Genomic DNA, 15168 nt, shown 5'->3' with positions numbered 1-15168 from the left:
CATCGGCGCAGCTCAAGACACGTAATCGCTTCCAACGATCAAAGGAATTCAATGAGCAGTGCAACGAAAGCAGTCCGCCTGAAGCGCACAGCGCTCGCGGTGATCTTGACCTCCGTCATCGGCGCCGCCGCCGCCCAGAGCACCACCGGCTCGCTGTACGGCAGCGCCCCTGCCGCAGCCGGCGCAACCATCACGGTGCAGAACGAATCCGGCCTCAAGCGCACCGCCACGGTCGATGCCAACGGCCGTTACAACCTCGGCTCGCTGCCGGTGGGCAACTACTCCGTCACCCTGCAGCGCGACGGCGCCGTGGTCGACAAGCGCGAGAACGTGTTGCTGAAGGTTGGCACGGGTACCGAGGTGTCCTTCGGTGGTGACGGTGCCACCACGTTGGATGCGGTGACCGTTACTGCGGCCAGCGTGCCCAAGATCGACGTCAGCAACACCGTCTCCAAGTCGGTGGTTACTTCCGAACAGCTGGCCGTGTTGCCTTTGGGCCGCAGCGCCGAAGCCATTGCACTGCTGGCACCTGGCGTCATCCCTGGCAGCGGTGAGTTCAGCAACGGCTCGCGTTCCGTGCTGTCCTTCGGCGGCGCCAGCGTCACCGAGAATGCGTACTACATCAACGGTTTCAATGCCTCCAACCCGCTGAGCAACATGGGCGGCGTCAGCCTGCCGTACGGCTCGATCAATCAGCAGGAAACCTACACCGGCGGCTACAGCGCCCGTTACGGTCGTTCCACCGGCGGCGTGATCAACCAGATTGGCGAACGTGGCACCAATGAGTGGCACTTCGGCGTGCAGACCACCTGGTCCCCGGACAGCCTGGCAGCTTCGCCGCGTGATATCTGGTATCCGCGTGATGGTTCCATCTACCGCTATCGCAACAACGACACCAAGACCCAGACCACCTACAGCGGCTATGTCAGCGGCCCGCTGATCGAAGACCGCCTGTTCGTGCACCTGGCCGCCGAGTCAAACAAGACCGACGGTGTCTCCACCAACAGCATTGAATCGGCGCAGCAGGCGCGCAACAACTACAGCTACAGCGCACCGAAGTTCTACGGCAAGGTTGACTGGAACATCACCGACGACCACACCCTGGAATACACCCGCATCCAGAACACCGACCGTCAGGCCGGTTACTACACCGCGTTTGACTATGACGATCTGTCCGAAGGCGGTCGTACGGGTGTTTACCCGAACACCACCAAGCTCAAGGACACCTACGACATCTTCAAGTACACCGGCTACCTGACCGATGACTTGACCCTGAGCGCCACCTACGGGCGCAGCAAGCAGGACAACCTGTCCTCAAATCCGAGCGACTCGCCGCTGCCCTACATCAGTGGTTCGGCCTACCAGGATCCGTCCATCACCGGTGGTACGCCGATCCGCAACTCGCAGGCCACCAATGCAGGCAAGGCGGACGACGCCGGCAGCAAGACCCGCGGCCTGCGCGTGGACCTGGAATACCGTATCGGCAATCACGAGCTGACAGCTGGTATCGACAACATGTACTACAACGCGCACAACGAAGGCCAGTCGATGACCGGCCCGGGTTATGCGTGGATCTACTCGCAGCTGGACCCGAACGAATCGCCGAACAGCAAGTTCAACATCGCCCCGCCGGGCGGTGAGGGCTACATGGTGCAGAAGTACATCTTCTCCACCACCACCAGCATGAGCGTCAAGCAGAAAGCCTATTACCTGGAAGACCGTTGGCAGATCACGCCGAACTGGCTGGTGACGCTGGGCCTGCGCAATGACAAGTTCACCAACTACAACAGCTCGGCCATCTCCTATGTGGAAAGCGGCGACCAGTGGGCACCGCGTGCCGGCGTGAGCTGGGACGTATTTGGTGATTCCTCGCTGAAGGTGTTCGCCAACCTGGGCCGTTACTACCTGGCTCTGCCGAACAGCGTCGCCATCCGTGGCGCCTCGGCTTCGACCTACACCCGTGAGTACTTCACCTACTCCGGCATCGATGCTGACGGCAACCCGACTGGCCTGACCGCACTTGGCCCGGGCCCGGTTTCGTCCAACAACGAATATGGCGTAGCTCCGGACCCGTACTCGGTGGCACCGACCGACCTGAAGTCGCAGTACCAGGACGAACTGATCCTCGGCTTTGAGAAGACCCTGGGCCAGTCCTGGAACACCGGTGCGAAGGTCACCTACCGTCGCCTGCAGGCTGCAATCGACGACGTCTGCGACCCCGACCGCATGGCCGACAAGCTGACCGGCATGGGTGTGGACCCGGATTCGGTGACCATTCCGGGCTGCCTGATCTTCAACCCGGGCAAGACCAACACCTTCATGCTGGCCAATGTTGACGGCTCCGGCTACACGCGCCTGCAGATGAGCGGCCATGACTGGGGCTTCGGCAGCACCAAGGCCAAGCGCGACTACGTTGCCATCGACCTGTTCCTGGAACATCCGATGAGCGACAAGTGGTATGGCCGCCTGGATTACACCTGGTCGCGCAACTTCGGCAATACCGAAGGCCAGGTCAAGTCCGACATCGGTCAGGACGACGTGTCCAAGACCCAGGACTGGGATGGCTCGTATCTGATGGAGTACGCCGGTGGCTACCTGGCCAACGATCGTCGCCACCAGCTCAAGGGCTTCGCCGCATATCAGTTCAATGATGAGTGGACCGCCTCGGCAACGATGAGCATCGCCTCGGGCATGCCCAAGAGCTGCCTGGGTTACTACGGCACCGACATCACCGATCCGATGGGTTACGAAGCGGCCTACCACTACTGCGGTGGCAAGCCGTCGCGTCCGGGTGATGCCGGTCGCCAGCCGTGGACCAAGCGTCTGGATCTGGGCGTCCAGTACCGCCCGTCCTTCGCCGACCACAAGCTGGCCTTCGGTCTGAACGTGTTCAACGTGTTCAATGAACTGAAGCCGGTGCAGAGCGATGCCGTCTATGAAGTGGGCCCGAAGAAGATCTCGGAAACCTACGGCATCGGCACGTACTACACCGCGCCGCGCTCGGTGCGTCTGACCGCTTCGTACGATTTCTGATCGAACGAGCGGGATGTGAAAACAATCTCTCTTTGATTGCAGTCACTTCAAGCCCCGGCATCATGCCGGGGCTTTTTTATGTGCGTCCGGGCGGGAACAGCCGCATCGAACGCGCGTTATTCGACCTGCAACTGCAGCTCACGACCGCTGGCCGCCTCATTCCCGCTGTAATCCTTCGCCGTAACGCGGACTGTGTAATTCCCCGGCAGCAGCTCCGCAGGTTGCAGCAGGCCGGTGGACAGCAGCCCGTCACGCACGGTGTTGGTCAGCACGTAGCGGAAGCGCGTGCTGCTGCTGCCATGCACGGTGATGCCGCTGTCGGCGGCGTAGGCCACCTTCACGGCTTCGCGTTGCGGCGGCATGCGGTTGAAGATGATGTTCATCCGTGGCTGCTCGTAACCGGGCAATGCTCGACCGTTGCTGTCCAGAATCTGGTAACCCAGCGTGTACAGGCCAAGACGGCGACGCGGCAGGTTGTTGTCGACCTGGTCCCACGCCTCCACCACCAGTTGCAGGCCATCGCCATCGCGGGCCACGCGCAGGCGTCCGTCCACCGTGTCCTTCAAACGCTGGTCATTGGCATCCAACAGCGCGATGTCGTCGATCTTCGGCGCGACGTGATCGGCATAGTTGGCGAAGCCCAGGCGCACCGCGTTGCGCTCATAGCCCGACGGGCCGACTGCCAGATGCACATGCGCCTGGTTGTTGATGCTGCCCAATGCGTCGCCCGGCTGGAAGCGGGTGCCTCGGCGGACGCGCACGCGGTCCAACTGGCCGTGTTCGTCGTTGACCAGTTGGAAACGCTTGGCATCCAGCGGGCGATTGGACGCATCGCGCCCGACCTTCATGTGGATGTAGTCGAGCTTATCCAGCGAAAAACCTTCCGCCTGCCCGCCCAGCGTCCAGGTCGATGCCGGGCTGCTGACCTTGCCCGGCGCTACCGCCAACACGGTCTGCCCCACATCACCACGCACGTCGAAACCGCTGTGCAGGTGATGACGGCTCTCGCCGCTGAAGTTGCCACGCACTTCGCCCAGCGTGCCGGTCACTTCATGCCAACCGGTCTGCGGCGCCAGCGGCCAACGCTTCTCGTTGCGTGGCAGCGGGTTGTCCGGTGACGGCCCCAGTTGCACCAGCGGCGGCTCGACACCGACAGGCAAGGGCCGCAGGTGATGCACGCGGTGCGCGTCGGCATCGGCCAGCAGCAGGCTGCCATCGGCGGCCACCGCCACACCGGCCGGTCGCGCGAAGCGCTGCGCGTCGTTGCCTGCCACCGCCACCATGTGGCCGCTCGGCGAGAGCTGCACCACGCGGCCACTGAGCCGCTCACTGATGTAAGCCACGCCGTCATGGGTCAGGGCCACTGCCATCGGCCCCCACAGCAGCCGCTCGCCGCCGGGCGTGCCAACGCGGGTACTGACCATGCCCTGCGGGCTGACGATGCGCAGCGCGTTGTTCTGCAGGTCGGCCACCCACACGTTGCCTTGCGCATCCAGCGCCACGTCGGTGGGTGTGTCGAAACGCGCCAGAGGTCCGGCGCCGTCCTCCCAGCCCGGACGCTCGCCGCCGGCCAGCGTCCACACGCGGCCATCGGGCTCGATCACGCGGATACGGTCATTCCAGGTATCGGCGACGTAGATGCGATCGTCGGCGCCCACCGCCACGCCCATCGGGCCGTCGAAGCGTGCCTGCGCGCCCGTGCCATCGGCGAAACCGGCCATGCCATTGCCGGCCACGGTGCTGACCTGGCCCTGCGGCGTCACCTTGCGGATGGCGTGATTGCCGGTGTCGGCCACGTACAGGTTGCCGTGCCGGTCCAGCGCAATGCCCGATGGCGTATTGAACGCGGCGGCCGCACCCTGCCCGTCTGCAAACCCTTCGCGACCACCGGCCAGCAGATGGAATGCGCCATCCAGGCCGCGATAGACAATGCGGTTGTTGTCGCCGGCATCGGCAACGAACAGCACGCTGCCGCCCATCACCACGCCCCAGGGGTCGCTGAAGCGGGTCTGCGCCGCGCTGCCGGCGCTGTTGCCGGCAATGCCATCTCCGCCGAGCAGTTCGATCGAGGCCTGCCAGCCCAGCGGCGTCGGCGCCGGCCCTACCGGGCCTTTCGGCGTCGGTACCCACAGAAAACTGGCTGCCAATGCGGCGCCGGTGACCACGACTACAGCACTGATCCAATACTTGCGTTCCATCCACACCTACCCTGTTCCGGAGCGGGCACGATAGACGCTCACGCAGCGAGGCGTAACCTGCCATCGGTCCCGATCGACGGAGACATCCATGAGCACCCGCCTGTACCTGGACACCGCACCCATCCGCCTGCAACCGGCGCAGGGTGAAGCGATCCCCCTGCAACTGTCGCTGGAGCAGCTGCTGGCGGCAGGACTGGGCCATTTCCCGCCCACCGAACTCGCGCTCGAACAGGCCATCGCCACCACCGAAGATGCGTTGATGGCGCAGATGCCCGCCCTGCGTGCGCAACCGCTGGAGCTGCTGCAACTGGCGGATCAGACATTGGCCGAACTGCCCGCCGTGCTGGGCCAGCCTGCGGGAGCGCCGTTGACGGTCGAAGCAGTGGAGCGCGCCTTCAACCAGTTGGCCGCCGTCGCCGCCGGCCTGCCAGCGCGCAGCCTCGGCATCCCGGAACAGCCCCGATTCGTCGCCGCACTACTGGTGGTACGCGAGTTGATGCACCACGTCGGTTGGAAAGAACTGCAGCTGCCGTAAACGGCATGCGATCCCCCGGCACGCCCGTCGTGCCATCAGACCCGGCAGTAGAGCGGAGCAATGCTCCGCTGAGGCCTTGCAGACAAACCCGCCTGCCGAGCGTGGCTCGGCGCTCCCGGCAAGTGCGCCGCGGCCGCAACTTCATCGCCGCCCAGACGCTGCTATTACTGCGCCGGGCGCTCCGGCGCGGTGCCCATCGCCGCACGATACCGGCCGTACAGCGCCAGCACCTTGTCGATGTAATGCCTGGTTTCGGCGTACGGCGGTACGCCGCCATAACGTGCCACCACGCCGATGCCGGCGTTGTAGGCGGCTGCGGCCAGGGTGCGATCACCGTCGTAGCGGCGCAGCAGTGATTTCATGTGCCGCGCGCCACCGCTGATCGACTGCGCCGGCGAGAAGGGGTCGGTAACGCCGTACTCGTGCGCCGTATCCGGCATCAACTGCATCACGCCCTGTGCGCCCTTGGGCGACACCGCCTTCTCATCGAACGCGCTTTCCGCATGCGCTACCGCGCGCAGCCATGCATCGTCCACGCCGGTGGCCTTGGCCGCGGCGCGGAACTGCGTCGCGTGGCGATCCAGCTGCGGCTTGCCGACATTGCCCAGCCCTTCATGCGCCGGTTCGCCCGGTGGCGTGGCCACGGTGAAGCGCAGATACGGCCGCGAGCCCGGCAGGTTGCGCGTGGAATACACGAGCTTGCCGTCCTGCTCACGCTCGTACAGCGTGCCGCTGAACACGCCGAAGTTGCCCCACAGATTGGGCATCTGCACCGCGTTGTCGTCCACGGTCATCGCCTTGCAGCTGGAACCGGGTTCCGGCGCGGTGGCCATGCTTACCGTGCCTTTCTGCACGCAGCGGTAGACGGTGCGCGCCTGCAACGGCGCGCACACCGCATACAACAGCAGCAACATCGCAACGGCGGCCGCGCGGGACATGCCGGACCCGGATCAGGGAGGTGGGCGATGATGCTGAACCCGGCCGGTTGAACGACAGGTGATGAAAAAGTCGCCAATCGCAGCCAGAATGAACAGCCGCTTCCTGCGCCCCGCCATGAACCTAGAACCGCCCCTGCTCGGCTTCTCTCATCCGCTTTTCCATACCGGCCGCAACACCAGCGTACGGCGTGGGACGCGTTGGCACGGCGTGGCTCTTGCGCGGATCGAACTGGGCGACGGGCACCATTCCGACCCAGTGCCACTGCACACCGAGCTGCGCCGCTTCGACACGCTGACAGCGGCCGAGCTGCGCAATGAACATGACCCGGCCTGCCGCACGCCGGAAGGATTGCTGGCGGTGATGGAGCAGCTGTATCCCGGCTTCCAGCGCGATGAGGTGGTCACCTTGGTGCACTTCGATCTGGTCAACGCATGAATGCGTTTGCATCGGCAGGGCGGAGCCATGCTCCGCTCGGACTTGGCCGGCAATCGTCCTGCCGAGCATGGCTAGGCACTGCCTGATTCGTGAGGCAGCCTTGGCCGCGAAGCCGGTGATGGCGCAGAACCATCTGCAACCAAAGCCGACGCCGCAGTTCGAAACGCATTTCCTGCTTCGCGGCCAAGGCCGCTCCTACAGCAGCAAAGGGCCGGCAGATGCCGGCCCCAACCACCAATCAGCGCTTGCTGGCTGCACGCAGGTGCGCGCCCACGGGCTGCGAGAACGCACGCTTGTCGCTGACGTCCCAGTTGATCGACCAGGTCATCACGCCACGGAAATCCGGGTGCGGCTGCGAAGGCTTCACTTCGTCGCAGCCTGTCGCAGTGGTCAGGCAATCGAAGGCGCGGTTGATGTCGGCAGGCGTGGCATAACCGTTGTTCGCGGCACGCAGCCCCGACGGCAACGCCAACGCCACCTGCTCGGCACGCAGGCCTTCAAAGCGGCCCTTGCCACCGGCCAGGTCAAAGCCTTCGATCAGCATCTTGGCCGATCCCACCATCATGTCCACGCTGCCGCCGGGATACTTTTCCGCACGGTAAGGCGTCGGCAGGCCGCCGTTGTTGTAGAGCTGCACGTGCAGCAGGTCCAGCTCCCCGCGCAGGCCGTCGATCAGCGGCAGGTAGGCGCCCCAGATGCCGTCCATCGACACATATCCGCCCTGCACGTACGGATGCTCCGGCGCCATCGACACGTACAGGTCCGGGTACATCGCATGCAGGCGCTTCACCGCCGAGATCAGGTGCGGCACCACCGGCGCACCATGCGTCACGCCGGCGATCTTCTCCAGGTCCACGTCGATACCATCCAGGCCGAACGTGTTGATCGCCTCGGCGGTGGTGCGCACGAAGTTGTCTTCATCGCGCTGCGTGTTGAGCGTCACCGTGCCCAGCTCGCCACCGAAGGACAGCACCACGATCTTGCCCTGCGCGCGCTTGGCGGCGATGTCGGCAATCAACTGCGCGCGGTCCAACTTCGGGTCCGGATTGAAGGCCACCTTGCCCTCGCCCATGTCATCGGCGAAGGCCAGCACGATCACGTCCCAGCTGTCGTCCACCTGCGCCACCGGCAACAGGCCCTGGCCGTTGTCGAAGTTGTGCAGGTAACCCACCAGGGCGTGCTTGGGCAGTGCATGGCTGTGACCCGCTGCGACGCCGACGCCGGTGCCGCCAGCCACAGCAGCCGGCTGTGCCTGGCAACCCAGGGAAATGGAAAGAGCCAGCGCGCATGACAACAGGGTGATCGGCTTCATCGGGTGTCCATGTAAACGAAGAACCCCGATTCTAGGCACAGCCAAAGTCATAAAATCACAGAAAAACAATTGGTTATGAAACCTGTCCGGAATTGGCAGAAGAATGTCTTCTGCATGGCGCGCAGACATTTCACGAAGACATTCCTGCTGACGTTTCGACCAGCCCAGAAGGCCAGCCAAGCCCCCTCGTTCGTCTTCACCCCCTTACCGGCAGGACAAGCCAAGCCTCATCCGCAGGTCTTCATGCGCCGCTCGGCATCCCACAACGCACGCCGGGCCTGGTCGTAGGCGCTGTCGGCGGCGCTGGGCAGGGTGTGTTCGGCTTCGGTGGGGTCGGCACCGTTGTTGTAGCGGTACTCCACGCGCTGCAATGCATCCAGCTGCGCGAGCGCCGGCGCCAGCCATTGGCTGCGCTGCGCACTGCTGCAACGCGGGTAGCGGCCTTCCAGTTCACCGATAGCCGCACGGATGCGGCGGCTGGCCTCGCCCTTCAGCCCCGGCGCGGGTTCGTAGCGGATCGGCGCGGCCTTGTAGGCATCACCGGTCGCTTCGCTGCCGAGGTCCGATCTGCGTTCGTGCAGGTTGGGATTGAACGCCACATTCGGCGGCCGGCGCGCCTCTGCGGCCTGGATATCACGTCCGTAGATAAATCGTTCCGAACGCTTCTGTGCGGTACCCGCCACCTTCCCCGAAAAAAGATTGGCGGTGGCACGTTCGCCAACACCCGTAGCCAGCTCGTCGCGATGTTCGAACACACGTTCCGGCGCGGACTTCCTGCTCAGGCCGGTGGCGTCATCGACAAGATCGGGCCGACCGTCCGGGCCGTACAGGCGCAGCGCCTGCTGGCCGGTGGCCGGTGGTGCCGCCACCGGCTGCGCGGTAGCCACGTTGGAGTTGGCCGCTGCCGGCTGCTGCGATCTATCTGCCGGGGCCTGTTCAACCACCTGTGGCAGCAAGGGATCAACAAACTGCTGCTGCCGCGCGGCCTGCAACCAACGCAGCTGGATGCGCGTTTCGCGTGTCGAAGGCACCAGTTCGGGCTGCTGCCATAACAGGCGTGCCAGCGCTGACAGCACCGCCAACGTCGCCATGCTGGCGACCACCCGGTTGGACATCGGTTCGGACTGACTGCCTGCGCGCATGCATTTCCATCTGGGGTGTCTTCACAGGGCGGTAACCGGCCCTGCCACGGCATCGTGCGAAGAACCACAGACCACAATGGAGACGGCGAGTTCCGTGGATTACACCGCTGTAAACGTGAACCTTTCGTTCGGCTGGGCGATGATGGGTACAGCCGTCTTTGACCCGCAAGGAGCTGTCCGTGAATACCAGCGCATCGCCGAACCTGGATGAAAGCATCGCCAAGCAGTTGTTCTTCGGCCATATCGCCGAGGACGCGCTGTTCCCCTATCCGCAGATCCGCGAGCGTGACCGCGAGATGCTCGGCGCGATGACCGATGCCATCGACCAGTTCCTCGGCGAGAAGACCGCCGAGCTGCGCCAGTACGACCGCGATGCGGAGCAGCCGCCAGCGTTCATCCAGGCCCTGCGCGACATGGGCCTGTTCGGGCTGATCATTCCCGAGGAGTACGGCGGATTGGAACTGTCCAACGGTGCCTATGCACGCGTACTTGGGCAGACCAGCAGCCATGACAGCTCGGTGTCGCTCACCGTTGGCGCGCACAGTTCGATCGGCATGAAGGGCCTGCTGCTGTTCGGCAACGACGAGCAGAAGCAGCGCTACCTGCCCAAGCTGGCCAGTGGCGAAATGATCGCCGCGTTCTGCCTGACCGAATCCGGCGCCGGTTCCGACGCTGCGGCCATCCGCACCAAGGCCACGCGCAACGACGACGGTACCTGGACGCTCAACGGCGAGAAGATCTGGATCACCAACGGCGGCATCGCCGACTTCTACACCGTGTTCGCGCGCACCGACACGCCCGAAGGCAAGGTCACCGCCTTCATCGTCGAGGCCGGATGGGAAGGCGTCAGCCACGGCCCGCACGAAGACAAGATGGGCATCCGCGCCTCGTCCACCACCACCGTTGCCTTCAACGAGGTGCGCGTTCCCGCCGCCAACGTGCTGGGCCCGGTCGGCAAGGGCTTCAAGGTGGCGATGAACATCCTCAACAGCGGCCGCACCGGCCTTGGCGGCGGTGCGGTGGGCGGCATGCGTGCGCTGATCCGCATGGCCTGCGCGCAGGCGAGCGAACGCAAGCAGTTCGGCCAACCCATCGCTGACTTCGGGCTGGTGCGCGAAAAAATCGCGCAGATGACCGCCGACTGCTTCGCCGCCGAAAGCACGGTGTGGATGGTGGCGCACCTGATCGACAGTGGTCGCACCGACTATTCGGTGGAAGCGGCGATGAGCAAGGTCTTCGCCAGTGAAGCGGTGCAGCGTTGCTGCTACGAAGCGCTGCAGATCGCCGCCGGCAATGGCTTCATGCGCGAGCTGCCCTACGAACAGATGACCCGCGACACGCGCATCCTGTCCATCTTCGAAGGCACCAACGAAATCCTGCGCCTGTATGTTGCACTCAATGGGCTCAAAGGCGTCGGTGCGACGCTGGCCGAACTGCAAAGCGCGGTGGGCGGCATCTTCAACGACCCGATCAAGGGCTTTGGCGTGCTCGGTGACTACGCTGGCCGCAAGGTCCGCGAAGCCACCGGTTACGGCACCGGGCGCATCCGCACACCGTTCGACGATGCACTGCGCCCGTTGGCGCGCCTGTGCGAGAAGTATTCGGTGGAGTTGTCCAAGGCTTCCGACCGTCTGCTGCGCAAACATGGCAAGAAGATCGCCGACCAGCAGCATGCGCAGAAGCGCGTGGCCGATGTCGCCATCGACCTGTTCGTCGGCCTGTGCGTGCTGTCACGCGTGGAAAGCCTGATCCAGGCAAAGCACCCGGCGGCAGATGATGCGGTCCGGATCGCCCGCCTGTTCGCCCGCCAGGCCCGCCGCCGCATGGCCCGCAACATCCGTGGCCTGGAGCGCAACGAGGACGAGATCATCGAATCCCTGGCCGCCTCGGTGCTGGAGCGCGGCGGCTATGCCTGGGATGTGATGTAAACCCACGCCCGTAGGAGCGGCCTTGGCCGCGAAGCCGATACAGATGCAGATGCAGACAGCAGGAATCCTGCAATTGCTCGATTCCCGCGCGGTGGTTGCATCGACGGCTTCGCGGCCAAGGCCGCTCCTGCGATGCTCGCCGTTCAACGCCCTGCCGGTGCATCCTCCAGCGCCACCGCCCCGTCACGCAGCACCCGCCGCAGCAGCATGCGTCCCTGTCGGTCCAGGCCCTGTACGCGCGGCTTCATGCCGTGGTGACGATAACGGCTGACCACCTTCTCCAACGCCGCCACGGCGGTGATGTCCCACAGCTGCGCGCGCGACAGGTCGATCACCACCTTGCGGCCTTCGGCCTGACGCGGATCGAACGCATCGATGAACGCGTCGGCCGAGGCGAAGAACACCTGCCCACGCACCGTGTAGCGCAGGCCACCATCGGCGTCGTCGCCCACTTCCACGTGCAGCAGTCGTGCCACCTTCAGCGCGAAGAACACGCCGCTCAACAGCACCCCAACGCCGACGCCCGCGGCCAGGTTGTGCGTGCCCAGCGTCACCACCACCGTCGCCAGCATCACCACGCCTGACAGGCGCGGGTGGCGCAGCAACGCGCCCAGGCTGGACCAGTCGAAGGTGGACACGCTGACCATCACCATGATGGCCACCAGCGCGATCACCGGCACCTGCGCCACCCACGGTTTGAGCAGCACCATCAGTACCAGCAGGAACACGCCTGCGAACAAGGTGGAGAGGCGGCCGCGACCGCCATACTTCACGTTGCCCACGGTCTGCCCGATCATGCCGCAGCCGGCGATGCCGCCGAACAGGCTGGTGGCAATGTTGGCGATACCCAGGCCAGTGCATTCGCGGTTCTTGGAACTGGGTGTGTCGGTCAGCTCATCAACCACGCGCGCGGTCATCATTGATTCCAACAGCCCGACCATGGCGATCGCCAGCGCCGGCATGGCGATGATCTGCAACGTCTGCAGGTCCAACGGCAACTGCGGCAGCCCCATCCAGTGCGGCAGCGATTCGGGCAACCGGCCAAGGTCGGCCACCGTCGGCAGGTCCAGCTTCAACCACCCCGACAACCCACTGAGCACCACGATGCAGATCAGCGGCGAGGGAATCGCACGCATACCGGGCAACGGCAGCCGCGGCAGCCCGTAGATCACCAGCAGGCCAAGCGCCAGCATCGCCCAGGTCGCGGTGGTGGCGCCCTGCAACTGCGGCAGCTGCGCGGAGAAGATCAGGATCGCCAGTGCATTGACGAAGCCGGTACGCACCGAGCTGCTGACAAAGCGCATCAGCACGCCCAGCCGCAACACCCCGAACAGCACCTGCATCACACCGGCCAGCAGACCGGCGGCGAACAAATACGGCAGGCCATGCGCACTCACCAGCGGTGCGGCCACCAGCGCCACCGAGCCGGCCGCGGCGGTGATCATCGCCGGCCGCCCGCCGAACACCGCGATCACGATGCTCAGCACGAACGAGGCGAACAGGCCGACCTGCGGGTCCACACCCGCCACGAACGAGAAGGCGATGACCTCGGGGATCAGCGCGAAGGTGGCCACGGCACCGGCCAGCATTTCACGCAGGGGATGGGCGCGCCATTGCGCCAGTTCGGTATTCAGGAAGGACATGCGGGCAGGCCGCCCTGCATGGCAGGGCCGGCGGGATCCGGGGGGAACAGGCCGCGAATTATGCCTGCTGCCATCCAACCATCGTGGGTCGCGGTGAGTTCCCGGCAGACCGTGCACATCCGAAATCACCCCTCCCCGGCCCTCCCCTTCGCTGCGCGAAAGGGAGGGAGCGGTTCTGCCTGGCTGATCAGGGTGCGGACAACCCGCTTCTGCCCCCTCCCTTTCGCGCAGCGAAGGGGAGGGCCGGGGAGGGGTGCTTCTGGAGGTCATTCACGCCAACCCGAGCCCCCAATTGCCCCCTGCGGTAGCATTCCCTCCCCCGCACCACGCCTCACCCCAATGCCCCACTACACCGGCCCCCTGCTCACCCGCCCGCTGCTCGACCAGTTGCAGACCGCACTGAAGAAGGGTGCCAGCGAAGCGACCGCCTCGTTCGACCTGGGCCGCAGCCAGGACCCGGTGAGCCTCGCTCCGGATGGCTGGCAATGGCGAGGACAGACCTTCCCGTGGCCGGGCAAGCTCAAGGACCGCACCATCTATTACTGGGATGGCGACGAGTTCAGTGCCGCCTCGCGTTTCGGCACTGGCCTGTACAAGCTGGTGCCCACCGATTGGGGCGTGCCCACCTTCGAGATCGACGGCATCAAGATGCTGGTCAGCGCGCAGCTTTCGCCGATGGACGATGCACGCCGCAAAGTGGCGCTGGTTGAACCACGCGGCAAACAGGTGCTCGATACCTGCGGTGGCATGGGCTACTTCGCCGCGTGCTGCCTGGACGATGGCGTGGCCGGCATCCGTTCGTTCGAGAAGAGCCCGGAAGTGCTGTGGCTGCGCACGCTCAATCCGTGGTCGCCCGACCCGGAAGCGGAGCATGCACAAGGCCGTCTGCAACTGAATCACGGCGATGTCTCCAGGGAGATCGAACACATCGCCGATGCCTCGATGGATGCCGTGCTGCACGATCCGCCACGCTTCGGCATTGCCGGCGAACTGTACTCGCAGGTCTTCTATGACCAGCTGGCGCGTGTATTGCGCAAGGGCGGCCGCCTGTTCCACTACACCGGCGCGCCGAACAAGCTCACCAGCGGCAGGGACGTCCCGCGCGAAGTCGCCGCCCGCCTGCAGAAAGCCGGCTTCAACACCGAACTGGTGTTGGATGGAGTGTTCGCCACGCGCCGCTGAACGCGTCTTCTGCAGCGGCGTCTCCGGAAACAGGAAAGCAGAGGCAACGCTCCTCGGGCCGTCAAGCCTCTGCGATTCGCGGCTCACGCCGCTCCTACAGCAGCGCCAGGGGCTACCACGGCTGTTTCACACCCAACGCGCGACACTGGCGCTTCCGAAACGGAGGCAGCCAATGGCAACCGAGACCGTTCGCGGCAGAACCGTCACCATTCATTTCGACGGCGCCCGCTGCATCCATTCACGCAACTGCGTGCTCAGCCACCCGGATGTATTCGTACCCAACGTGGTCGGCGAGTGGATCCACCCCGACGCGGTATCGCCGGAGGAAGTGGAGCTGATCGCACGCAACTGCCCGTCCGGCGCCATCCGCTGCGAATACAACGACGCCAGCCGCGCCGAACCGGCCCCCGTGGTCAATCTTGTGCACGTGCGTGAGAACGGCCCGCTGGCCTTCAACGCCCCGTTGCACATCGCCGGCAAGGATGAAGGCATGCGTGCCACGTTGTGCCGCTGCGGTGCTTCGCAGAACAAGCCGTTCTGCGACCACCGCCATGTCGATTGCGGCTTCATCGCCAGCGGCGAGCCGCCGGAACAGAAGTCCGAAACACTGGCCCAGCGCGATGGCCCGCTGCAGATCCATCCGACCAGGGACGGCCCGCTGCATATCGTCGGCAACCTGGAAGTGGTCAGCGGCACCGGCCGCACGCTCAACCGCGTGACCGAAACCTGGCTGTGCCGCTGCGGCCACTCCAACAACAAGCCGTTCTGCGATGGATCGCACCGCAAGGCGGGCTTCCAGGCGGACGGGGAATGATGCGATT

The 15168-nt window shown here is 65.0% G+C and carries 11 protein-coding genes; 6 read left to right on the top strand and 5 right to left on the bottom strand.

Annotated elements, in window-relative coordinates; all coding sequences use genetic code 11:
• The first annotated feature begins 51 nt into the window (after window positions 1–51).
• Window positions 52–3033, top strand: coding sequence for a TonB-dependent receptor (locus LR961_RS02950; RefSeq protein ID WP_232146930.1), 2982 nt, complete (start codon window positions 52–54; stop codon window positions 3031–3033).
• A gap of 116 nt (window positions 3034–3149) precedes the next feature.
• Here the strand turns inward: LR961_RS02950 and LR961_RS02945 are convergent, their stop codons facing one another.
• The gene (locus tag LR961_RS02945; RefSeq protein ID WP_232146929.1) at window positions 3150–5231 is read right to left on the bottom strand and encodes an NHL repeat-containing protein; all 2082 of its coding nucleotides are present in this window, start codon (window positions 5229–5231) and stop codon (window positions 3150–3152) included.
• Window positions 5232–5319: 88 nt separating this feature from the next.
• On the opposite strand from LR961_RS02945, the gene LR961_RS02940 reads away from it, so the two are divergent.
• Window positions 5320–5766, top strand: coding sequence for a hypothetical protein (locus tag LR961_RS02940; protein WP_232146928.1), 447 nt, complete (start codon window positions 5320–5322; stop codon window positions 5764–5766).
• A gap of 164 nt (window positions 5767–5930) precedes the next feature.
• Here the strand turns inward: LR961_RS02940 and LR961_RS02935 are convergent, their stop codons facing one another.
• Entirely contained in the window at window positions 5931–6704 is a 774-nt protein-coding gene (locus LR961_RS02935) for a lytic transglycosylase domain-containing protein (protein WP_232146927.1), read from the bottom strand.
• An 88-nt stretch (window positions 6705–6792) separates the two neighbouring features.
• Here LR961_RS02935 and LR961_RS02930 point away from each other — a divergent pair, with 88 nt between their 5' ends.
• Window positions 6793–7140: a hypothetical protein gene (locus LR961_RS02930; protein ID WP_232146926.1), complete on the top strand. Its 348-nt coding sequence runs from the start codon at window positions 6793–6795 to the stop codon at window positions 7138–7140.
• Between the two features lie 238 nt (window positions 7141–7378).
• Here LR961_RS02930 and LR961_RS02925 read toward each other — a convergent pair whose 3' ends face one another.
• Window positions 7379–8452: a chitinase gene (locus tag LR961_RS02925; RefSeq protein ID WP_232146925.1), complete on the bottom strand. Its 1074-nt coding sequence runs from the start codon at window positions 8450–8452 to the stop codon at window positions 7379–7381.
• Between the two features lie 227 nt (window positions 8453–8679).
• A complete protein-coding gene (locus LR961_RS02920; protein WP_232146924.1) occupies window positions 8680–9594 on the bottom strand; it encodes a hypothetical protein in 915 nt (304 codons plus the stop codon).
• A 179-nt stretch (window positions 9595–9773) separates the two neighbouring features.
• Between LR961_RS02920 and LR961_RS02915 the strand changes: the two genes are divergently transcribed.
• Window positions 9774–11522, top strand: a complete 1749-nt coding sequence (locus LR961_RS02915; protein WP_232146923.1) for an acyl-CoA dehydrogenase family protein — start codon at window positions 9774–9776, stop codon at window positions 11520–11522.
• A 143-nt stretch (window positions 11523–11665) separates the two neighbouring features.
• Here LR961_RS02915 and LR961_RS02910 read toward each other — a convergent pair whose 3' ends face one another.
• Window positions 11666–13165 (bottom strand): SulP family inorganic anion transporter, encoded by a 1500-nt coding sequence (locus LR961_RS02910; RefSeq protein ID WP_232146922.1) that lies wholly within the window; start codon window positions 13163–13165, stop codon window positions 11666–11668.
• 339 nt (window positions 13166–13504) lie between these two features.
• Here LR961_RS02910 and LR961_RS02905 point away from each other — a divergent pair, with 339 nt between their 5' ends.
• Together LR961_RS02905 and LR961_RS02900 are read left to right on the top strand one after the other, a co-directional pair.
• Entirely contained in the window at window positions 13505–14347 is an 843-nt protein-coding gene (locus LR961_RS02905) for an MnmC family methyltransferase (protein ID WP_232146921.1), read from the top strand.
• A gap of 172 nt (window positions 14348–14519) precedes the next feature.
• Window positions 14520–15161, top strand: a complete 642-nt coding sequence (locus LR961_RS02900; RefSeq protein ID WP_232146920.1) for a CDGSH iron-sulfur domain-containing protein — start codon at window positions 14520–14522, stop codon at window positions 15159–15161.
• The last annotated feature ends 7 nt before the right edge of the window (window positions 15162–15168 follow it).

Origin of the sequence: Stenotrophomonas sp. SY1 (assembly GCF_021202945.1) — a bacterium.
Classification (GTDB): domain Bacteria; phylum Pseudomonadota; class Gammaproteobacteria; order Xanthomonadales; family Xanthomonadaceae; genus Stenotrophomonas.
Note: the sequence above shows the minus strand (reverse complement) of the source record. Positions and strands in the feature narration are given on the sequence as shown.